The organism is Arthrobacter sp. 4R501 (assembly GCF_002929755.1).
In the GTDB taxonomy this organism is placed as follows: domain Bacteria; phylum Actinomycetota; class Actinomycetes; order Actinomycetales; family Micrococcaceae; genus Arthrobacter.
This window is the reverse complement of the sequence record NZ_PJIW01000020.1, coordinates 60,520-81,055: the sequence shown is the minus strand read 5'-3', so window position 1 is coordinate 81,055 and position 20,536 is coordinate 60,520. Positions and strand designations below refer to the sequence as shown.

Genomic DNA, 20,536 nt, shown 5'->3' with positions numbered 1-20,536 from the left:
CTTGCGGCCCTCGGCGCCTCAAGGGGGTGGGGCTTAAGTGTCCGTTCGCGCTAGGAGGCTGGAACGACGGCGATGGCGGTCTTGTCCGGCGACTTCACCGGCAGCAGGACCAGCAGGCCGGCGAGCAGCACCACCATGATGCCCAGGATTCCCCAGCGCTGTGCCTCGCCAGGGGCCACCAGCGGAGTGGCCAGCGTGATGCACAGGGTGAACAGCGCCGGGGCCAGGAAACTGACGGCACGGCCGGTGGTGGCGTAGAGGCCAAACAGTTCGCCGGACTCGCCGTGGGGTGCCAGCCGGGCCAGGTAAGCCCGCGATGAGGACTGGGCAGGCCCCACAAACAGGCAAAGGAACAGCCCGAAGACCCAGAAGGTGGTGCTGCCGGCCCACGCCGTGCCAAAGAAGATGTAGTTTTCGTTGCCGAGGACCAGGATCATGGTCCCGGCGACCAGCAGCCCCACCAAGGAACCCATGATCACGGCCTTGGGCCCCACCCGATCGTCCAGGAACCCGCCGATGATGGCGCCCACGGCGGCCACCACATTGCCGAAGATGGCAAAGAAGATGACCTGCGACAACTCGAAGCCAAACGTTCCGGCCGCGATGATCCCGCCGAAGGTGAACACGGCCGCGAGGCCGTCCCGGAACACTGCGCTGGCCAGGAGGAAGTAAATGGTGTGCGGGCTGGTGGCGTAGATTGCCTTGATCCGGCGGATCAGCAGGCGGTAGGAGGCCAGGACACCCAGCGGTTGGGCCCGCTCCGGCCGCGGCAGCTCCGGGACGGCGAACAGCACCGGCAGGGCAAAGATGAAGAACCACATTGCGGAGAACACGGCCACGAGCCGGATGTTCAGGCTGTCCTCGGTGGAGGCGCCGAACCAGTCGAAGCTCGGCTGCACAAACAGCTGGAGCACAATCAGCAGGGCCACAATGCCGCCCAGGTAGCCCATACCCCAGCCGAATCCGCTGACTTTGCCGATGTTTTTCGGCGTGGAGATCTGGGCCAGCATGGCGTTGTAGTTGACGCCGGCGAACTCAAAGAACACATTCCCTAGCGCGATCAGTGAAACGCCCAGGAGCAGGAACTCCGGCCGTGGGAACACAAAGAAGCACAGGCCCGTCAGGATGGCCACGGCGGCCGTGTTGACCCCCAGCCACAGTTTGCGGCGCCCGCCGTTGTCCGAGCGCTGCCCGGTCACCGGAGCGAGCAGCGCGATGGCGATCCCCGCAATGGCCAGTGCGCCGCCAAGAACGGCCGAAGCCTGATCCTCGCCGCCGAAGGCATTGGAGGTGAGGTAGACGGTGAACACGAAGGTGGTCATTACCGCGTTGAAGGCCGCAGATCCCCAGTCCCAGGCGGCCCAGGCGAGGACTCGGCCCTTGCCGGTGGCTTGGGTTCCGGACGCGAGTTCTGATGACGGCTGCATGGCCTCAGGAGCGCTGGCGGTGTTCATAGGCTGAATCGTATCCGCCCCTGGCGAACATCGCGGTGATGATACGCCGGACACCCGGGAAATTCCAGGGACCCGCGATCTGGTGCGGGAAAAGTGTCAGTGGTGCCTTGATAAACTGTGGCCACCGAACCTGACGAATGACCGCCTGCCCTAACTTTTTGACAATCGAATCCCTGACGTTGCGGAGATACCAGTGATCACAGTCCTTGCCGTGCATTTTGCGGTTGCTGCCGTGGCGCCGTTTCTCTTCAGGGCGTGGGGTCGCAACGCGTTCTATGCGCTGGCGGCTGTGCCCTCTGCTTCTTTTGTCTGGCTGTTGTTCCAGCACGGCGCCGTATACTCGGACGCCGGCGCGGTCTCGGAGGTCTTCCCGTGGATTCCCGGGCTGGATCTTGAATTCGCCTTCCGGCTCGATCCCCTTGCCTGGGTGATGTCGCTCCTTATCCTGGGCGTCGGCGCCTTGGTGCTCGTCTATTGCGCCCGGTACTTCAGCCTCAAGGACCAGGATCTCGGAGGCTTCGGCGCCCAGTTCCTCGCCTTCGCGGGAGTGATGTTCGGCCTGGTGATCGCTGACGATCTTCTTCTGATGTTCATCTTCTGGGAACTCACCACCATCCTGTCCTACCTGCTGATCGGCTTCGCCCGCACCAGGCTGGCGGCCCGGCGTTCGGCGCTGCAGGCACTGATGGTCACCACCGCGGGCGGGCTGGCCATGCTGGTGGGCCTGATCATGCTGGGCCACAGCGCCGGCACGTACAGGATTTCGGCGATCCTGGCTCAGGCTCCCACGCTGATCGGCGGACCTTCCGGCGCCATCGTCGCCGCCGCCGTCGTACTTATCCTGGCGGGCGCCATCAGCAAGTCCGCGCTGGTTCCCTTCCACTTCTGGCTTCCCGGAGCCATGGCAGCGCCAACCCCGGTGAGCGCGTACCTCCACGCCGCGGCGATGGTGAAGGCCGGGATCTACCTGGTGGCGCGGCTCGCCCCGGGATTTTCCGACACCGCGTACTGGCAGTCCATTGTGCTGGGGCTGGGCCTTGCCACCATGCTGGTGGGCGGCTACCGGGCGCTCCGGCAGGCCGACATCAAACTCATCCTGGCTTACGGCACCGTCAGCCAGCTGGGGTTCCTGACCATGGTGGTGGGGCTGGGCACACCGGATGCGGCCCTCGCCGGCCTCGCGATGCTCCTGGCCCACGGACTGTTCAAGGCCACCCTGTTCCTGGTGGTGGGCATCATCGACCACCAGGCCGGGACCCGCGATGTGCGCCAGCTGTCCGGCGTGTTCGGGCAGTCCCGTGCGCTCGGAATAGTGGCCGGCATCGGTGCCGCCTCGATGGCAGGCGTCCCGCTGCTCGCCGGATTTGTGGCCAAGGAATCAGTGCTGGAAGCCTTTGTCCACCACGCTTCCGGCGGCGAGGCCTGGAGCCTGGTGGTGCTCGTGGGCATCGTCCTCGGGTCCGTTCTCACGTTCGCCTACAGTGCGCGCTTTATGTGGGGAGCGTTCGCGGTGAAGCCCGGGATTGAGCGGACAACGTTCAAGGCGGTCAAGCCTTCCTTCCTGGCAGCCCCGGCCGTCCTCAGCATCCTCAGCATCGTCTACGGCCTCTGGCCGGCGTCGGTGGACGCCTGGGTCCAGCCCTACGCCGCGCTGTTCGCGTCCACCGCGTCCGACGCCGGCACACCGGCCGAGCAGGCCGGCCACCTTGCGCTGTGGCACGGTTTCACCCCCGCCCTGGGACTGACCGCCCTCACGTTTGCCCTCGGCCTGGCGATGTACTGCGGACGGAACCTGGTGGCCCGCGCGCAGTCCCGCGTTCCCGGCTGGATCGACGGCGACCGCATGTACCAGCTCACCATCGGCGCCCTGGACGACACCGCGGTCTGGATTACGGGCCGCACGCAGCGTGGTTCCCTGTACTTCTACCTCGCCGTGATCCTCACGATGGCGTTTGCGCTGCCGCTGACCGCCATGGTGCTGGCGGGCAAGCCGCTGCCGGACAACCTGTACTTCATCGATCCCTACTCGCCGCTGCAGCCCGTGGTCGGGGCGGGAATTGTGATCGGCGCGCTGGCCGCGGTCAAGGCCAACAAACGGTTCCTCGCTGTGCTGATGGTGTCCGTCACCGGATACGGGATCGCCCTGATGTTCGCGCTCCAGGGCGCACCGGACCTGGCCCTCACGCAGATCCTTGTGGAAACCATCATCCTGGTGGCCTTTGTCCTGGCCATGCGAAGCCTGCCCGCGGAACTCCGTGACCGCACCGGCGGCAAGTACCGGGTGGTCCGCGTGATCATCGGGGCGGCGTTCGGCGTCACCATGGTCTTCGCCGCCATCCACGCCATGGGCGCCCGGGTGGCCGTCCCCGTGTCCCTGGAATTCCCGCGCCTTGCCTATGAAGGCGGCGGCGGGCTGAACATCGTCAACGTGACCCTGGTGGACATCCGCGCCTGGGACACTTTCGGTGAGATATCCGTCCTTGCACTGGCCGCCACAGGTGTTGCCAGCCTCATCTTCGTCCGCGGCCGCGGCGACCGGACCAGGGTCTCTGAAACCATTGCCGAGGGCAGCGTAGGCCGCCAGGTCGCAGTGGATCCCGGGTCGCGGGAAGCCGCGGCCCTGGCCATCAGCCGCAAATTCGCCGCCTCCGCCCGGGATGCCTGGATCGTGGCGGGGCGCACCCTGGCACCGGAACGGCGTTCCATCATCTTTGAAGTGGTCACGCGGCTGATCTTCCACTCCCTGATCATCTTCTCGCTCTACCTCCTCCTGGCCGGCCACAACCTGCCCGGCGGCGGCTTCGCCGGCGGCCTGACTGCCGGACTTGCCCTGGCCATCCGCTACCTGGCCGGCGGCCGGTTCGAACTGCGCGAGGCCACGCCCGTCGGCGCGGGAACGCTGCTGGGGATCGGGCTCGCCACTGCGGCGGCGTCCGGTGTGGTGCCGCTGCTGCTGGGCGGCCAGGTATTCCAGACCGCCATCATCGAACTCTGGCTGCCGGTGTTCGGGGACATCAAGTTCGTTACGTCCACCATCTTCGACATCGGCGTCTACATTGTGGTGATCGGCCTGGTGCTGGACGTCCTCCGCAGCCTGGGCTCCGAGATCGACGAACACTTCGAAGAGCAGAGAACTGCGCCTGCCGAGGACTCGCCAGACGACGACGCCCCTGCGACTGCCCAGGTGCGGGAACCCGTGGGCGTCCCCTCCGAAACCACTGCGAGGGGCCGAGGATGAGCGTCAACCTGACCCTGCTGACCGTGATGGGTGCCCTGTATGCGTGCGGCATCTACCTGATCCTGGAACGCAGCCTCACCCGGGTCCTGCTCGGGCTGATGCTGCTGGCGAACGCCACTAACCTGTTGATCCTGGCCACCGGCGGCTATGCCGGCCTGGCGCCCCTGTACAACAAGGACACCGGCGCGCATGAGTACGCGGACCCGCTGCCGCAGGCCCTGATCCTCACGTCGATCGTGATCTCCTTCGCCGTGACGGCATTTATGCTCGGCATCATCTACCGCACGTGGGTCCTGGCCCGCCAGGACGAGATCCAGGACGACGTCGAGGACCTCCGCGTCGCCGAGACCCCCCGCTTCGACGCGGAGGACGACGCACCGATCCCGGCCGAGACTTCCGAGTTTCCCCTGACCATGCTTGGCGGCGACGGGAGCACGGTCTCGAACCACCCCACGGCGGCGGACGGCCCGGAAGGGGCCGGGGGTTCCGTCACGGCCGGTGCCAAGAAGATTCCTGCCGCGGATGCCGCCGCTGAAGAGCAACCCGGCTCGCGGAACGTAACCCCTGGTCCCGACGGAGGTGTGAAGTGAACATCGCAAGTTTTGCCCCGCTCGCCGTCATACTTCCCGTCCTCGGTGCCGCCCTGGCCTTCCTGCTGATCCGGCACTCCCGCGCCCAGCGCACGGTCAGCATCGGCGTGCTGTCCCTGACCCTCCTGCTGGAGTGCCTGCTGCTGGCCTCCGTGTGGGACGGCGGAACGGCCGCCGTGACCATCGGCGGCTGGCTGCCGCCGTGGGGCATCACCATGGTGGTGGACCAGTTCTCGTCCCTCATGCTCGTGGTGTCGTCGGCCATTAGCCTCGCTGTGTTGGTCTACGCCACGGGGCAGGGCATGGCCGACGGCGACCAGGACGCGCCGGTGTCGATCTTCCACCCCACCTACCTGATCCTGGTGGCCGGGGTCTCCAACGCGTTCCTGTCCGGGGACCTGTTCAACCTGTACGTCGGCTTCGAGATCCTGCTGACGGCAAGCTATGTGCTGATGACACTGGGCGGGACCGGCCCCCGCATCCGCGCCGGCGTCACCTACGTGGTGGTCTCCGTAGTGTCCTCGGTGCTGTTCCTGATCTCCATCGCCATGGTCTACGGCGCCACCGGAACCGTGAACATGGCCGACCTCGCCATCAAGCTCGCGGACCTGGACGAGGGAACCCGGACCCTGCTGCACGTGATGCTCCTGGTGGCCTTCGGTATCAAGGCGGCCGTGTTCCCGCTCTCGTTCTGGCTGCCTGACTCCTACCCCACGGCGCCGGCGCCGGTCACCGCCGTGTTCGCCGGCCTGCTGACCAAAGTGGGCGTCTACGCGATGGTGCGCACGGAGACCCTGCTCTTCCCCGGGGACAGCCTGAACACCCCGCTGATGGTGGCGGCGCTGCTGACCATGGTGGTGGGAATCCTGGGTGCCTTGGCCCAGAGCGACATCAAACGTCTGTTGTCCTTCACCCTGGTCAGCCACATCGGCTACATGGTGTTCGGCCTGGCGATGTCCTCGGTGGCCGGGCTGGGCGCCGCCGTGTTCTACGTGGCCCACCACATCACCATCCAGACCAGCCTCTTCCTGGTTACGGGCCTGATCGAGCGCCGTGGCGGCAGCTCCTCCGTGGACCGGCTGGCAGGCCTCGCCAAGCTGTCACCCATCCTGGCCCTGCTCTTCTTTATCCCCGCCATGAACCTTGCCGGGATCCCGCCGTTCTCCGGTTTCCTGGGGAAAGTGGGGCTCATCCAGGCGGGCATCGAACTGGGCACACCCCTGGCCTACGCCCTGGTGGTCGGCGGTGTGGTCACCAGCCTCCTGACATTGCTGGCCGTCGCGCGGGTCTGGAACCGCGCCTTCTGGCGCAAGCCCTCGGACGCCGAGCACCCGGACCCCGTCCTGCTGGCCGAGCCGGAGGATTCGGATACGGGCAGCCGGGCCGGCCGCAAAAACGTCACGCTGCTGCCCCGCACCATGGTGGGCTCAACCCTGGGCCTGGTGGTCCTGGGCGTGTCACTCACTGTTTTTGCGGGCCCGTTGTTCACTGTCTCGGACCAGGCCGCCCACGAAATGCTGGACAGGTCCGCCTACATCCAGGCCGTGCTGGGCGAGGACACGGACGTTCCCCCGCTGGCCCTGAAGAACGGTGGGGGCAAATGAGCCGCCGCCGGATTTCCCTCCGCCAGGAACTGCCCCTGCTGGTATGGCTGGTGATTGTCTGGGGCGCCCTGTGGCAGGACTTCAGCCCCGGCAACCTGCTCTTCGGCGCGTTGCTGGCCGTGCTCGTGGCCCGGATCTTCTACCTGCCGCCGGTGGAACTCAGCGGCAGGTTCAACATTCTTTATGCAGTGCCATTTGCCCTGCGTTTCCTGGGCAGGGTGGCGGCAGCCAGCGTTGAGGTGATGTACTTGGCGGCTGTCCGCGGCCCGCGGGTCATCAACGCCGTCGTCGCGGTGCCGTTGAGGAGCCACCAGGACCTGATGGTCACCGCCACCGGGCACGTGATTTCGCTGATCCCGGGCTCGCTGGTGGTGGAAGTGGACCGGTCAACGTCCACCCTGTACCTCCATGCGCTCAATGTCAGCAGCCCGGAAGAAGTCGAGAACCTGCGCCAGGAAGTCCGCTCCATCGAAGCGGGCCTGATCAGGATCATGGGCACCCGCGAAGAACTCGAAGCAATCCGGCAGGAGGCCGCAGCATGATGCAGACTGTCCTGGCTGTCACGGCAGTCATTCTTTCGCTGGCAGCGGCGGGAGCCATCATCAGGATCTCCCGCGGCCCGTCGCTGCTGGACAGGGTGCTGGCCTCCGACGTCCTGCTCGCGATCCTCGGTGCGGCCCTGTGCATCGACATGGCCGTCAACCGGCACCTGAACAACCTGATGCTGCTAGTGGCGCTGTCCGTGGTCGGCTTTATCGGGTCGGTAACCGTGGCGCGCTACGTGGCCGACCGGCGGGAGCAAGCCAATGAATCCTGACGCCAGCGTGGTTGACAACGTCATCGATACTGTGTCGGCGGTGTTCCTGGTGGCGGGTGCCCTCATGTCGCTCGCCGCCGCCGTGGGCCTGCTCCGCTTCCCGGACCTGCTGAGCCGCATGCACGCGGCCACCAAGCCCCAGGTGCTGGGGCTGTTCCTGCTCCTGGCGGCCATCGGCCTGCAGCTGCGCACCTGGTGGGTGTGGCCGGTGCTGCTGGTGGCCTGGATTTTCCAGCTGCTGACGGTGCCGGTTTCCGCCCATATGGTGGGCCGCGCCGGTTACCGGACCAAACACCTGCACCGTGAGCTGCTCAGCTCCGATGAACTCGAAGCCGTGGTTCAGAAGGCGGCCCGATCGGCCCGGGATGAGTCGTCCAGGGATGAAGCGTCCGACGGCGGCCGGCGGGACTGAAGCGTCACGCGCAGCCCCAGCGTCCCGTGTGAGTTTTTGTCCAGATAATCGGGTATCTCGGCCGGGTTGAACCGATTATCTGGACAAAAACTCAGGGGATGGTGATGCGGTCAGACGATGTCCTGGGACTTGGCGAAGCGGGTGATGGCCCGCTGGGTGCCGCGGTTGGCGAGCACCTGGATGATGGTGCTGACCGAGGCCGAAATGAGCGCGAACGTCAGGGCCGAGCGCAGGGTGGTGGGAGTGTCTTCGTCCTTGCCGGTGGGAGGCTTCCGGCCGGTGGACTTTTCCCACACGGTATTGACCACCTTGGTGCCGACGAACCCGGCGCCGATGCTGATTGCAGTGCCGAGCAGCTTGATGAACAGGTTCATTCGTTGAACTCCTTGTGAGCGGATCCGGGACTTCCTTTAGCCTAACCCGGCTGCATGGACTCCAGAATCTCCCGCAGGGCTTCCACCACCAGATCGTGGTCCTGCTGCTGGGGCAGGCCCGAGACCGTCACCGTGGCCACTGCACCCACACCGGCGACGTAGACGGGGAAGCAGCCGCCGTGCGGGGCGTAGGTGGACTCGTCGAACCAGCCGTGGTCCTCGATCCGGCCGCCGTGCAGCCTGCCGCGCAGGCCCACCAGCAGCGACGGGATCTCATACCTGGCGGCGGTGCGCTGCTTGGCCCGGATCCAGTGCTCGTTGTCGGGGGTGGCGCCGTCCAGGGCAACATGGAAAAGGACCTGCTCGCCCTTGGTGATGTCGATCGCGATAGGCAGCTTCCGGCTCTTGCCCAGCTCCACCAGGAGCAGCCCGAGGTTGAGGGAGTCGTCCTTGCTGAAATGCGGAAACTGCAGCTCGTTGATCTCGGCTCCGACCCGGGCAATCAGGGCCTCAAGCAGCCCCGCCGGCTGGGGCACCGTCGAATCGGGATTGAACGCAGTCACAGTCGGGTTGTTGGCAGTCATGGCCCACAATCTACCCCGCCCGCGGTGTAAACTGGAGCACGCCCATCAGGGCAGATTTATTACGACAGGGGAGCGCCGCCGTCGGACATCACTGGCATTGCCAGGGAACCGCAGGTGGGCGCTGAGAGTGCGGACAGCCGCAGACCCTCGAACCTGATCCGGTTAGTACCGGCGCAAGGGAGTCGAGTTCTCGAAGTGTCCGGAAACGGCGGCAGCGCCGCACGCCGGGGCACTTTCCCCTCCTGTTCCTCAGGAGGACCAAAATGACAACTGCAGCAATCAAAAAGACCGGCAATACCTGGCGCGTTGTGGACATCGTGGTGGCGGCACTCATCGCCATCACCGGCGGCGTGATCTTCTGGGCCTGGTCCCAGGGCGCCGGCATCGTCTCCGCCCCCATGAACGCCGTTTACCCCCCGCTGACCGGCCTGATCGCCGGCGGCTGGATGATCCCGGCAGTGCTGGGCATGCTCATCATCCGCAAACCCGGCGCGGCGCTCTTCTGCGAAGCGGTGGCCGCCACCGGCGAACTCATCATGGGCTCGCAGTACGGCGCCACGGTGCTGATCTCCGGACTCCTGCAGGGCCTGGGCGCCGAGCTGGTGTTCTTCCTGCTGGTATACGGCAACTTCCGGTTCAAGTCCTTCCTGCACCAGAAGTACAACCTCATCGCCGCGCTGCTGGCCGGTGCCGGCGCGGGCCTGTTCTGCGGCCTCAATGACTCGTTCCTGCCGTGGGGCTGGAACATCGCCTACGAGCCCGGTGACAAGCTCGCGTACATCGTGTTCTGCACAATCTCCGGCGCGGTGATTGCGGGCGCGCTGTCCTGGATCGCCACCCGCGGCCTGGCCAGGACCGGCGTGCTGAGCTCGTTCGCGTCCCGGAAGGCAGCGTCGGAGCCCGTCTTCAACTGATGACCGCTTCCGACGCCGGCGCTTACGGAGTACGCCCCGCCGCGGTGTCCGCCCGTGGCTGGGGCTGGCGGCATGCCGGACGTTCCGCCCCCGCCGTCCGAGGGCTCGACCTCGACATCGCTCCCGGCGAGCGGGTGCTGCTGCTGGGCCCGTCGGGCGCGGGCAAGTCAACGCTGCTGCACGCGCTCGCAGGGGTACTGGGGGATGAAGAGGACGACGCCGACGAAACCGGTTCGCTGCTGATCGACGGTGTGGTGCCCCGCGGGCAACGCGGCCGCTCGGGCCTGATGCAGCAGGATCCGGAAACGCAGGTTGTTCTGTCGCGCCTAGGTGACGACGTCGCCTTCGGCGCCGAGAACCTCGCCGTTCCACGGGACGAGATCTGGCGGCGCGTCCATGAAGCGCTCGACGACGTCGGGCTGCGGAGTGCCGGGGGCGGCGGTTTGAACGCCAGCGACGGCGCTGATGCCGGCTCCGGTTTGAACGCCGACGGCGGCGCTGGTGCGGGCCGGCTCCCGCTGGACCACCCGACGTCGGCCCTGTCCGGCGGGCAGAAGCAGCGCCTGGCGCTGGCCGGGATCCTCGCGATGCGGCCCGGGCTGATCCTGCTGGATGAGCCCACCGCGAACCTGGATCCCGCTGGCGTGCTGGAAGTCCGCGACGCCGTGGGCCGCTGCCTGGACAAAACCGGTGCCACCCTCGTTGTGGTGGAACACCGCGTGTCCGTCTGGAAGGACCTGGTGGACCGGATTGTGGTGCTGCAGCCGGGCTCGGCAGCGGGTTCCGCTGCTTCCCCCGCTACGTCCGCAGTCCTGCTGGACGGGCCGCCGGACCAGGTGCTCGCGGAGGCACGGGACATGCTGATCGGCGCAGGCGTCTGGGTGCCGGGCTACGTTCCGGCAACCCGCCGCCGCGTGTCCACAGGCTCAGGTGACCTGCTGCTGGCTACCGAGGACCTGGCCGTCTCCCGCGAGCGTCCGCGGCGCCGCGGCTTCCGGACCATCCCGCCGGTACCGGTGCAGCTGGGCATCACGGCCCAGGTCCGTTCCGGCCAGGCACTCACCGTCACGGGGCCCAACGGCGCCGGCAAGTCAACGTTTGCGCTGACACTCGCCGGGCTTCTGGCGCCGGTGGCGGGGAAGGTGTCAGCCGCCGTCGAGCTTTCCGAGGGGGCCGGGATCGATCCCTTCAAATGGAAAGCCAACGAGCTGATTTCCCGCATCGGAACCGTGTTCCAGGAGCCTGAGCACCAGTTCGTGACCGGCCGCGTGCTGGACGAGCTGATGTTCGGCCCGCGGCACCTGGGGCATGGCGAGGAGCGGGTTGATGAGCTGCTGGAACGGCTGCGCCTGACGCACCTGGTGGACGCCAATCCGTACACGCTGTCGGGCGGCGAAAAGCGGCGCCTGTCGGTGGCCACCGTCCTCGCGGCGCACCCGCGTGTGCTGGTGCTCGACGAGCCGACGTTCGGCCAGGATGCCAACACCTGGGCCGAGCTCGCCTCGTTCCTCTCAGAACTGCTCGACGCCGGGACCTCCGTGGTTTCCGTGACCCACGACCAGGAATTCAGCGCAGTCCTGGGCGGGGCCGAACTGCGGCTTGGCCCGGCCTCGCGCGGTGGCGCCCGCCAGGAAGCAGGTGCGGCATGAGGGATGCCCTGACCCTCCGCGGCAACCACGCGCTGCTGACGGGCGCCAACCCGCTGGCCAAGTTCGCCGTCGTCTTCCTCATCACCCTGGCGCTGGCGCTCTCCATCGACTGGGTGTCCGCCTCGGTGGCGCTTGCGGCCGAGCTGGCGCTCTTTCCGCTGGCCGGCCTCACCCTTCGCTTGCTGTGGCAACGGGGCTGGCCGCTCATCATCGCGGCAGCCCTGGGCGGCTGGAGCACGGCGATCGTCGCGGCGGACAGCGGCGCTGGACTGCTCGACGTCGGCATCTGGTCCATCAGCGAAGGTTCCCTGCAGCTGGGAATCGGTTTTATGCTGCGAGGCCTCGCGATAGCCCTTCCGGCGATCCTGCTCATGACCTGCACGGACCCCACCGACCTCGCCGATGCGCTGGCCCAGAAGGCCCGGCTGCCGCACCGGTTTGTCCTCGGCACGCTGGCCGCGATGCGCCTGGTGGGACTCATGGCTGAGGAATGGCAGACCATCGGCATGGCGCGGCGGGCCCGCGGCGTGGGCTCGCAGGGCAGCCCGCTGCAACGGCTGCGGGCCACCCTCGGGCAGAGCTTCGGGCTCCTGGTCCAGGCCATCCGCCGGGCGTCCCGGCTGGCCATCACCATGGAAGCGCGCGGTTTTGGCACCGGGCAGCGGACGTGGGCGCGGGAATCCACGTACTCGCCGTTGGACGCCTGGGTCCTGGCGGGCGGCGTGCTGATCGCGGCGGCTGCAGTGGTTTCCGCGGCAGTAATGGGGACCTGGAACTTCGTCTGGCGCTAGTCCGGGCGGGCCATGCTTCTGGATTCTGGCTACGGCGCGCTGTGCCTGCTAAATGCACGAGTGATCGTAGTCGAAGCCCCTGGAGACGAACTGGGTCAGGGTGACCGTGCCGCCGGGGGTTAGCGGCGCATTCGAGCAGTTGGCCGTGGCTCCGATGGCCGTGCGGGCGCCTGCCAGCCAGCTGGGCAGGGTATAAAGGTTGCTGGAGCTGCTGACGCTGCCCACGATCTGTCCCCATTGATAGGCCGAGGAGTAGATGCCGACGTCGGCGCCGATGCTGTGAAAAAAGTCGGTCATACCTTCTAGGACGGCACGGTTGGCATTCTGGTCGAGGGACCAGCTGTTGCCTGTTTCAACATCGAGCCACCACAGGTAGTCCGAGGGGCTGCTGATGCCGCGGATGTAGGCGTCGTCGTACGCCTTGGCGTAGCCGTACATGTATGCGCACGCCGGGGCAACGTCCTTGTCCTTGCAGGTGCCGTAGGGGTTGGATACAGCGTGGGCTGCGGGGTAGTTATTACTGGTCGGCCACCAGGAGCCTGCGTGCCCCGGGTTGGCGGTGTTGACGTAAAGGGCCACGGACGGCTGATCGGTCGGGTTCACCGTGATGGCTTTGGCCCAGCGGAGCAGTTCGGCGAGGCAGGGGTTAGTGGTGCTGGCCAGGCCATTGTTTACGCCCACGATCCCGAAAGCTGGAGCGGCGGGAAGCGCCTTGTTGCACTGAGGCCACGAGACATCGTTGCCCAGTGCTTGCTCGGCGCCCTCACCCGGTGAAGGGGCGGCCACGGACGCCGGCGCTACGATAATCCCGCAAAGGGCCATGAGCAGGCACAAGATGGCACACGCTAAAGCATGGGATGCTGTGGCCGCATTCCCATACATGGCAGGCCTCCTGCAGGGCATTCTTCCGTTTATCGGGTGAACCCGATGTTTTAGTCTCCCGCCCAGCGAGTGGCGGGTCAAGGACAAACATCAAGGAGCGGCTATCTCATGAATCGGGTATTTGCTGGGATTTCAGTCGCCACTCCGATTCACATCCCGTAAAATAGCTCATCTGTGATATTTTTTATCTATGATCCAGCAAACTGCCGAGCACGTTGCCGCCACACTCAGGGACGCCCGGACCGAGAAGGGCTGGACCCAAGGTCAGCTCGCGTCAGCGCTGGGAACCAGCCAAAGCGCCGTCGCCCGGATGGAGCAGGGCAAGCAGAACCTGAGCCTGAAAATGATCCAGCGGCTCGAAGCCATTCTCGACCGCAGCATCGTCAAAGTGGGCAAACCGCAGATGACGCACCTGCGGATCGAAGGCGGCCGCACGCTTTCCGGGGCGGTGGATGTCAACAGCAGCAAAAACGCCGGTGTGGCGCTGCTGTGCGCCAGCCTGATCAACCGCGGCACCACCGTCCTGCGCCGCCTCGCCCGGATCGAAGAGGTCAACCGGATCGTGGAGGTCCTGACCAGCATCGGCGTCGAGTGCACGTGGCTTAACGACACCGATCTCCAGCTCCGCCGCCCCGCCGTCCTGGACCTCAAGGCCATGGATGTGGACGCGGCGCGCCGCACCCGCAGTGTGATTATGCTCCTGGGCCCGCTTCTTGACGAATCTGCGGAATACCGCCTGCCGTATGCCGGCGGTTGCGATCTGGGCACCCGTACCGTGGAGCCGCACATGCAGGCGTTGCGCCAGTTCGGGCTCTCCGTGGAGGCGACTGCCGGTTTCTACGCCGTGCAGGCTCCGCCGCCGGACACCCACGACCGGTCCTTTGTGCTGACCGAGCGCGGGGACACTGTCACCGAGAACGCGATCATGGCAGCGGCGCACCGCCGCGGCACCACCGTAATCCGCAACGCCAGCCCCAACTACATGGTCCAGGACCTCTGCTTCTACCTCGAGATGCTGGGCGTGAAGATCGACGGCGTGGGCACCACCACACTGAAGATCACCGGGCAGCCGCTCATCGACGTCGACATTGAGTATTTCCCGTCCGAGGACCCCATCGAGGCCATGAGCCTCATCACCGCCGGGATCGTCACCAACTCAGAGGTGACCATCCGCCGCGTTCCCATCGAGTTCATGGAAATCGAACTGGCCACGCTGGAACAGATGGGCCAGAAGCTGGAGATTTCCGGCGAGTACGTGGCGCGCAACGGCCGAACCCGGCTGGTGGATGTGACCACCAAACCGTCCGAGCTGCGGGCGCCCGAGGACAAAATCCACCCGATGCCGTTCCCTGGCCTGAACATCGACAACCTGCCGTTTTTCGCGGTCATCGCCGCCAACGCCCACGGCCAGACCATGATCCACGACTGGGTCTACGAGAACCGGGCCATCTACCTCACCGAACTCAACCGGCTCGGCGCCCAGGTGCAGCTTCTGGACCCGCACCGGATCTACGTCAACGGCCCCACGAAGTGGCGGGCCGCCGAGGTGGGCTGCCCGCCGGCGCTCCGCCCCGCCGCCTGCCTTTTGCTGGCCATGCTCGCGGCGCGGGGTGTTTCGGAGCTGCGGAATATCTACGTGATCGAGCGCGGCTACGAAGACCTGGCGGAACGGCTTAACACCATCGGCGCCAAGGTGGAGTACTTCCAGGACTAACGCGAACGTACACTTGCGGCCCTTCGCCTGGCGCGAACTGGCAGATAACGACCCCTAGAGACGGATTTGAGCCCTTTATCTGCCGGTTCGCGCTTCGTCATGATCGGCTGTAACCGGGTCAACCTGGCGGGCGTTGCAGCACAATATAAGAATGCGTACATTCGGCGTCGAGGAAGAGCTCCTGATCGTTGATCCGGACACGGGGGAGCCGCTTGCCCTCGCGGATGCGATGTTGTCCGGCCGCCGGATGGCAGCCGACGACGCCCCGGAACGTCCCTATGCGCTGGCAGCCAAGGAAAAAACCGCTCACGACGACTGGACTGGCCTGACTGCCGAGCTGAAGCTTGAGCAGATCGAGACCCAGACCCGTCCTTGCCTCGAGTACGAAGAACTGCTGCAGCAGATCCGGGCCGGCCGGCTGCTGGCGGACCAGGCGGCCATCAAGAACGGTGCCAGGGTCGCCGCGCTGGCCACTTCTCCGTTCGGCCTTGCGAGCCACACCACTCCGGACGCCCGCTATGCCCGGATGCTGGAACGCTTCGGCCTGACCGCGCAGGAGCAGCTGACCTGCGGCTTCCACGTCCACACGTTCATCGAATCCAAGGACGAGGGCGTGGCAGTGCTGGACAGGATCCGGGACAAGCTGGCAGTGCTCACGGCAATGAGCGCAAATTCGCCGTTCTGGAACGGGATGCCCACAGGGTTCGAGAGCTACCGAACCCAGGCCTGGAACCGCTGGCCTATGTCCGGCCCTTCGGCCATTTTCAGCACGTACTCCGCATATCGGAGGGTGGTCACGCGTCTGCTGGACAGTGGCGTGTTGCTGGATGAAGGCATGATCTACTTTGACGCCCGACTGTCCCGGAACCACCCCACGGTTGAGGTCCGGGTGGCCGACGTCTGCCTCCGCGCCGAGGACGCTGCCCTGATCGCGGTGCTGGTGCGGGCCTTGGTCGAATCGGCCAGCCGTGAATGGCGCGACGGCGTGGAGCCGGCCCCGGTGCCCACGGTGCTGCTGCGGATGGCGGCATGGCAGGCGAGCAGCAGTGGCCTGAACGGTGAGTTGCTGGATTTTGGCACGTTCAGGCCGGCGCCGGCCGTCGACGTGGTGCGATCCTTGGTGGATTATCTGGCTCCGGTCCTCGCCGAGCAGGACGAACTTTCCCTGGCCCGGCAGGGCATCGAGGACATCATTGCCCGCGGCACCGGCTCCACCGAACAGCGCAGGGTGCGGGACGCGGTGATGGAAGAATCGGCGCCCGACGACGGCGGGCTGGGGGCCGTGGTTGCCCACGCCGTGCGTGTCACGATGCGCGGCACCTCCGGGTTGCGTGAGGCGGACGAGGTCCCGGAGCTGCTGCGCGTGCGCCTGTCCTGAGTTCTCCCCGAGGCTTTGCGCGAACGGGCAGATATGGCCATGTTCTTGCGCTGTGACGGGCCCCATGTGTCCGTTCGCGCCAAGAAACGACGACGTCACGCACCGACCGCCAGGCGCACACCCAGCGTGAGCATGACTGCAGCGACGAGTCCGTCCAGGATGCGCCACGAGGAGGGTCGCGCGAAGAACGGCCGGAGGACCCTGGCCCCGAATCCCAGCGCACTGAACCAGGCGATGCTGGCGGCGATGGCTCCGCCCCCGAACCACCAGCGCAAATCCTGTGCCTGCTGGTTGGCCACCGATCCGAGCAGCAGCACGGTGTCCAGGTAGACATGCGGGTTGAGCCACGTCAGGGCCAGTACCGTGCTGAGGGCGGCGCCGAGGCCGACGGCGGGCTGCCGCCCGGACGCCGTTAGTGCTCCAGGACGAACCGCCCGGCGCGCCGCCATAACGCCGTAGCCCACCAGGAAGGCGGCGCCGGCAAACCGGACCACATCTACGATTACGGGACTCGACTGGAGCAGCGCCCCCACTCCGGCGATGCCCGCAGCGATGAGCAGCGCATCGGAGACGCTGCAGACCAGGACGACGGCGGCCACATGCTCGCCGCGGATGCCCTGCCGGAGGACAAAGGCGTTCTGGCTGCCGATGGCCACGATGAGGGCGAGGCCTGTGCCGAAGCCCAGCGCGGCGGGGCCTAGAAGTGCTGTCAGATCCATATCCTCCAACGTACGGGCGGACATAGGATTACACCAGCTAAATATTCTTAGCTCTATTAAGGAAAGCTAATGAAGATGTTCCAGTTTGAGCAGCTCCGGACCTTCGCGGCCGTCGTAGACGAGGGGACGCTCGAGGCGGCGGCCCGCAGCCTGTACGTCACGCCGTCGGCCATTTCCCAGCGTCTCAAGGCGATGGAAGACGCGGCAGGCCAGATCCTGTTGCAGCGCACCAACCCCGTCCGCCCCACCACCGCCGGAGAAGCCATCCTGCGGTTCGCCCGGCAGGTCCGGCAGCTTGAGTGGGACGCCCAGCAGGAGCTCGGCGGGAGCCGGGACCGCCCGATGGCGCCCATCCCCTTGGTGGTGAACGCGGACTCACTCTCCACCTGGTTCATGCCTGCGCTGGCAAGTCTTCCGCCGGACCTCGGCGCGTGCTTCGAACTCCGCAGGGAGGATGAGCAGCATTCCACCCAGCTCCTGCGGACGGGATCGGTGATGGCCGCGGTAACCGCAACGCCGGAACCGGTCCAGGGCTGCAGCGTGGAACCGTTGGGTTCCCTGCGGTACCGTGCGGTGGCAAGCCCCGGCTACCTCCGGCGCTGGTGGCCCGACGGGCCGGAACTTGTTGCCGGAAGCCAGGCCCCGGTGGTGGACTTCGACCGCAAGGATGACCTGCAGGACGGGTTCTTCCGCACGATGACCGGCGCTGAACTGAACGCACCGCGGCACTATGTGCCGTCGTCGGCCGAGTTCGCCCAGGCCATCCGGCTCGGACTGGGATGGGGGCTGCTGCCGGAGCAACAGTGCCTGGCAGACCTCCGCAGCGGCGCCCTCGTGGAGCTGGCCTCCGCGAGCCCCGTTGACGTGTCCTTGTACTGGCAGCGCTGGAAGATCGACTCCCCGGTGCTTAACCAGCTGACCGCCGCCGTCCGGGAGACGGCCTCCCGGGAGCTGCGCCAGCCGGGCGCCTAAGCCGCCGTTTGCCTCACGCGTTATTCGCCTGGGCCGGCCCCGATAGGGGATGCGTCCGGCAACGCGGCATGCCATACTCAGGCCGTGACGTCGTCGTACTCATTCCGGGCCGAACTGTGGCGCTATCCCGACGAATCCGGCTGGCACTTCCTTACCCTCCCGGTGGAGGTCGCCGACGACCTCCGGGAAGAGGCGGCGGTGTTCCGGAAGGGCTTCGGCTCGGTCAGAGTCACGGCGGAAATCTCCGGCTGCACCTGGCAGACCTCGGTCTTTCCGGACAGCAAAAGCGGCTCCTACCTGTTGCCCGTCAAGAAGGCCGTCCGGGACGCGGCGGGCATCAGCGACGGGGCTGAAGTGGCCGTCCGGCTCGCGATCCAAGGCGAACACGAGGCACGTACCGGGGAACGGATAAGCGGTACTGGCTGAACTCTGCCGGGAATGACGCTGCCAGGATCGCCTCTTCTCGAAGCACCCCGCGGTGGACTGCGCCGGAAGCCACCGGGAGGGCCGCCACCATCCAGGCATCATCGCGCAGCAGCCCAATCAGAACCAGGTCAACCAGACCTAGATGTGCTTCAGAGCCTGCTCCAGGTCGCCGATGAGGTCGTCCACGTCCTCCAGGCCCACGGACAGCCGCACCACGCCGTCGCTGAGCCCGATGGCGGCGCGGCCCTCGGGACCCATGGCGCGGTGCGTGGTGGTGGCCGGATGGGTGATGAGGGACTTCGCGTCGCCCAGGTTGTTGGAGATGTCGATGATCCGCAAGGCGTCCAGCAGCGCAAAGGCGGCGTCCTTGCCCGAGCGGCCACCCGTCGTCGCAAGTTCCAACGTGAGGACGGTGCCGCCGGCCTTCATCTGCTTGGCGGCGAGCTCGTACTGCGGGTGTGACTTCAGCAGCGGGTACCTGACCCAGCTGACGGCCGGCTGCTGTTCGAGCCATTCGGCGATCCGCAGTGCGGACGCGGAGGAGTGGTTGACGCGCAGCGCCATGGTCTCCAGGCCCTTGGTGAGCACCCAGGCGTTGAACGCGGAGAGAGCCGGGCCCGTGTGCCGCATGAGCTGCTTGACCGGGCCGTCGATGAATTCCTTGGTGCCCAAGATGGCGCCGCCCAGGACGCGTCCCTGGCCGTCGATGTGCTTCGTGCCGGAGTACACAATCACGTCCGCGCCCAGTTGGCCGCAGCGCTGCAGCAGGGGAGTGGCAAAGACATTGTCGACGACGACGGTGGCCCCGGCGGCGTGAGCCAGCTCGCTGACCGCGGCGATGTCCACGATTTCCTGCATCGGGTTGGACGGCGATTCGAAGAACACTGCGGTGGTGGGCTCCGACAGGGCGTCCCGCCACTGGTCCAAGTCCGGGCCGTCAACGAACACGGTTTCCACGCCCCAGCGCGGCAGGATCTCGTTCAGGATCACAAAGCAGGAGCCGAACAGCGAGCGCGCGGCAACCACCCGGTCCCCGGCCGCCAGCAGGGCGCCCAGTGCGGTGAACACAGCTGACATGCCCGACGCCGTCGCAAAGCACGCTTCGGTGCCCTCAAGCAGGCGGAGGCGTTCTTGGAATGTGGCCACGGACGGGTTGCCGTACCGGGAGTAGACGAAGCGTTCGTCCTCGCCGGTGAAGGCGCGCTCGGCGGCGGCAGCGGACTCGTAGACGAAGCCCGAGTTCAGGAAGACCGGCTCGGTGGTCTCCTGGAAGTTGGTGCGGTCCAGCCCGCCGCGGACCGCCTGCGTCTCGGCGCTCCAGCCGGCGGCGTCTGGGTTGAAGGTCACTTGGCTATTCCCAGGTTGGTGGGCAGGCCGCGGTTCTTCCAGCCGTTGACGGTGCGCTCGCCGTAGCGGTCCGGCTCGCCTTCGAAACCCTCCAGGACGTTGTAGGAGGTGAAGCCGGCCTGCGTCGCGGCGATGGCGGCGGCGATGGAGCGCTGGCCCGAGCGGCAGAGGAACACCAGTTCAGTGCCGTCGTCCTCCGGGGCCTGCTGCGTCAGGTCGGTGATGAAATCCCGGTTCGGGATGCCACCCGGGAACGTCCACGGGATGAACAGGGGATCGTTGTCCGTGGCCTTCGTGTCCGGGATGCCGATGTGGGCCCATTCGCCTTCGGTCCGGACATCCACCAGGATGGCGCCCTGTTCGAGTTTGGCCCAGGCCTGCTGCGGGGTGAGGTCTCCGGCGTAGCTCATGCGTGGCCCTCGCCGTCGAAATCGAGGTCGTCCACGGCGGAGGCGACGGCGGCATCAGCTGTGGCGATGGCTGACGGGAGGATGAGTGCCTGCGCAACAATCACAACGCCGCCGTTGGACGTTGCGGCCGGGCTGCCGTGCAGGACATACCCTTCAGCCAGGGCAGTGGAAATCCGTTCACAGAACGACCTGTCATCCGGCCCGGTGACAAGCCGGTACGACAGTTTCTCTTCAGGGGCGGGTGCGTCAGACACGACGGAA

21 protein-coding genes and 1 riboswitch are annotated in these 20,536 nt (G+C 66.6%); of the genes, 13 read left to right on the top strand and 8 right to left on the bottom strand.

The features are described 5' to 3' along the window. Window positions 1-50: 50 nt before the first annotated feature. Entirely contained in the window at window positions 51-1,454 is a 1,404-nt protein-coding gene (locus CXR02_RS18240) for an MFS transporter (protein ID WP_104063267.1), read from the bottom strand. 193 nt (window positions 1,455-1,647) lie between these two features. Here CXR02_RS18240 and CXR02_RS18235 point away from each other — a divergent pair, with 193 nt between their 5' ends. From CXR02_RS18235 to mnhG, 6 genes are read left to right on the top strand one after another with little or no spacing between them, the layout of a single operon-like run. Continuing rightward, window positions 1,648-4,692, top strand: coding sequence for a Na+/H+ antiporter subunit A (locus CXR02_RS18235; protein ID WP_104063266.1), 3,045 nt, complete (start codon window positions 1,648-1,650; stop codon window positions 4,690-4,692). Next, window positions 4,689-5,282 (top strand): Na(+)/H(+) antiporter subunit C, encoded by a 594-nt coding sequence (locus tag CXR02_RS18230; protein WP_104063265.1) that lies wholly within the window; start codon window positions 4,689-4,691, stop codon window positions 5,280-5,282. The genes CXR02_RS18235 and CXR02_RS18230 overlap by 4 nt, the downstream gene beginning before the upstream one ends. After that, window positions 5,279-6,886 (top strand): Na+/H+ antiporter subunit D, encoded by a 1,608-nt coding sequence (locus tag CXR02_RS18225; protein ID WP_104063264.1) that lies wholly within the window; start codon window positions 5,279-5,281, stop codon window positions 6,884-6,886. Before CXR02_RS18230 ends, CXR02_RS18225 begins: the two co-directional genes overlap by 4 nt. Next, the gene (locus CXR02_RS18220) at window positions 6,883-7,428 is read left to right on the top strand and encodes a Na+/H+ antiporter subunit E (RefSeq protein ID WP_104063263.1); all 546 of its coding nucleotides are present in this window, start codon (window positions 6,883-6,885) and stop codon (window positions 7,426-7,428) included. The genes CXR02_RS18225 and CXR02_RS18220 overlap by 4 nt, the downstream gene beginning before the upstream one ends. Next, window positions 7,425-7,703: a monovalent cation/H+ antiporter complex subunit F gene (locus tag CXR02_RS18215; protein ID WP_058930856.1), complete on the top strand. Its 279-nt coding sequence runs from the start codon at window positions 7,425-7,427 to the stop codon at window positions 7,701-7,703. Before CXR02_RS18220 ends, CXR02_RS18215 begins: the two co-directional genes overlap by 4 nt. Further along, on the top strand, window positions 7,693-8,115 hold the full coding sequence (mnhG, locus tag CXR02_RS18210; RefSeq protein WP_104063262.1) for a monovalent cation/H(+) antiporter subunit G: 423 nt from the start codon (window positions 7,693-7,695) through the stop codon (window positions 8,113-8,115). Before CXR02_RS18215 ends, mnhG begins: the two co-directional genes overlap by 11 nt. A 110-nt stretch (window positions 8,116-8,225) precedes the next feature. Here mnhG and CXR02_RS18205 read toward each other — a convergent pair whose 3' ends face one another. Beyond that, window positions 8,226-8,489 (bottom strand): DUF4235 domain-containing protein, encoded by a 264-nt coding sequence (locus CXR02_RS18205; protein WP_104063261.1) that lies wholly within the window; start codon window positions 8,487-8,489, stop codon window positions 8,226-8,228. Window positions 8,490-8,530: 41 nt separating this feature from the next. After that, entirely contained in the window at window positions 8,531-9,073 is a 543-nt protein-coding gene (locus CXR02_RS18200) for a heme-degrading domain-containing protein (RefSeq protein WP_104063260.1), read from the bottom strand. Between the two features lie 56 nt (window positions 9,074-9,129). Continuing rightward, window positions 9,130-9,271, top strand: a riboswitch (TPP riboswitch). A 65-nt stretch (window positions 9,272-9,336) separates the two neighbouring features. Between CXR02_RS18200 and CXR02_RS18195 the strand changes: the two genes are divergently transcribed. From CXR02_RS18195 to CXR02_RS18185, 3 genes are read left to right on the top strand one after another with little or no spacing between them, the layout of a single operon-like run. Further along, window positions 9,337-9,987 (top strand): ECF transporter S component, encoded by a 651-nt coding sequence (locus tag CXR02_RS18195; protein WP_058930860.1) that lies wholly within the window; start codon window positions 9,337-9,339, stop codon window positions 9,985-9,987. Further along, window positions 9,987-11,636, top strand: coding sequence for an ABC transporter ATP-binding protein (locus CXR02_RS18190; protein WP_104063259.1), 1,650 nt, complete (start codon window positions 9,987-9,989; stop codon window positions 11,634-11,636). The genes CXR02_RS18195 and CXR02_RS18190 overlap by 1 nt, the downstream gene beginning before the upstream one ends. Continuing rightward, on the top strand, window positions 11,633-12,427 hold the full coding sequence (locus CXR02_RS18185) for an energy-coupling factor transporter transmembrane protein EcfT (RefSeq protein WP_104063258.1): 795 nt from the start codon (window positions 11,633-11,635) through the stop codon (window positions 12,425-12,427). The genes CXR02_RS18190 and CXR02_RS18185 overlap by 4 nt, the downstream gene beginning before the upstream one ends. A gap of 48 nt (window positions 12,428-12,475) precedes the next feature. Here the strand turns inward: CXR02_RS18185 and CXR02_RS18180 are convergent, their stop codons facing one another. Beyond that, window positions 12,476-13,213: a hypothetical protein gene (locus tag CXR02_RS18180; protein WP_308470700.1), complete on the bottom strand. Its 738-nt coding sequence runs from the start codon at window positions 13,211-13,213 to the stop codon at window positions 12,476-12,478. A 286-nt stretch (window positions 13,214-13,499) separates the two neighbouring features. Between CXR02_RS18180 and CXR02_RS18175 the strand changes: the two genes are divergently transcribed. Both CXR02_RS18175 and CXR02_RS18170 read left to right on the top strand, forming a co-directional pair. Then, window positions 13,500-15,023, top strand: coding sequence for a UDP-N-acetylglucosamine 1-carboxyvinyltransferase (locus CXR02_RS18175; protein ID WP_104063256.1), 1,524 nt, complete (start codon window positions 13,500-13,502; stop codon window positions 15,021-15,023). Window positions 15,024-15,174: 151 nt separating this feature from the next. Next, a complete protein-coding gene (locus tag CXR02_RS18170) occupies window positions 15,175-16,401 on the top strand; it encodes a glutamate--cysteine ligase (RefSeq protein WP_104063255.1) in 1,227 nt (408 codons plus the stop codon). Between the two features lie 95 nt (window positions 16,402-16,496). On the opposite strand, the gene CXR02_RS18165 is transcribed toward CXR02_RS18170, so the two are convergent. After that, window positions 16,497-17,120, bottom strand: coding sequence for a LysE/ArgO family amino acid transporter (locus CXR02_RS18165; protein ID WP_104063254.1), 624 nt, complete (start codon window positions 17,118-17,120; stop codon window positions 16,497-16,499). 69 nt (window positions 17,121-17,189) lie between these two features. Between CXR02_RS18165 and CXR02_RS18160 the strand changes: the two genes are divergently transcribed. Both CXR02_RS18160 and CXR02_RS18155 read left to right on the top strand, forming a co-directional pair. Then, window positions 17,190-18,092, top strand: coding sequence for a LysR family transcriptional regulator ArgP (locus CXR02_RS18160; RefSeq protein ID WP_219816448.1), 903 nt, complete (start codon window positions 17,190-17,192; stop codon window positions 18,090-18,092). Window positions 18,093-18,176: 84 nt separating this feature from the next. Then, window positions 18,177-18,518 carry a DUF1905 domain-containing protein gene (locus CXR02_RS18155; protein ID WP_104063253.1) on the top strand — a complete coding sequence of 114 codons (342 nt, stop codon included), beginning with the start codon at window positions 18,177-18,179 and terminating at the stop codon, window positions 18,516-18,518. Between the two features lie 138 nt (window positions 18,519-18,656). Here CXR02_RS18155 and CXR02_RS18150 read toward each other — a convergent pair whose 3' ends face one another. From CXR02_RS18150 to CXR02_RS18140, 3 genes are read right to left on the bottom strand one after another with little or no spacing between them, the layout of a single operon-like run. Next, window positions 18,657-19,865, bottom strand: a complete 1,209-nt coding sequence (locus tag CXR02_RS18150; RefSeq protein ID WP_104063252.1) for an O-succinylhomoserine sulfhydrylase — start codon at window positions 19,863-19,865, stop codon at window positions 18,657-18,659. Further along, a complete protein-coding gene (locus CXR02_RS18145; protein WP_104063251.1) occupies window positions 19,862-20,275 on the bottom strand; it encodes a rhodanese-like domain-containing protein in 414 nt (137 codons plus the stop codon). Before CXR02_RS18145 ends, CXR02_RS18150 begins: the two co-directional genes overlap by 4 nt. Further along, window positions 20,272-20,529 (bottom strand): DUF1737 domain-containing protein, encoded by a 258-nt coding sequence (locus tag CXR02_RS18140; protein WP_056341324.1) that lies wholly within the window; start codon window positions 20,527-20,529, stop codon window positions 20,272-20,274. The genes CXR02_RS18145 and CXR02_RS18140 overlap by 4 nt, the downstream gene beginning before the upstream one ends. Window positions 20,530-20,536: the final 7 nt, after the last annotated feature.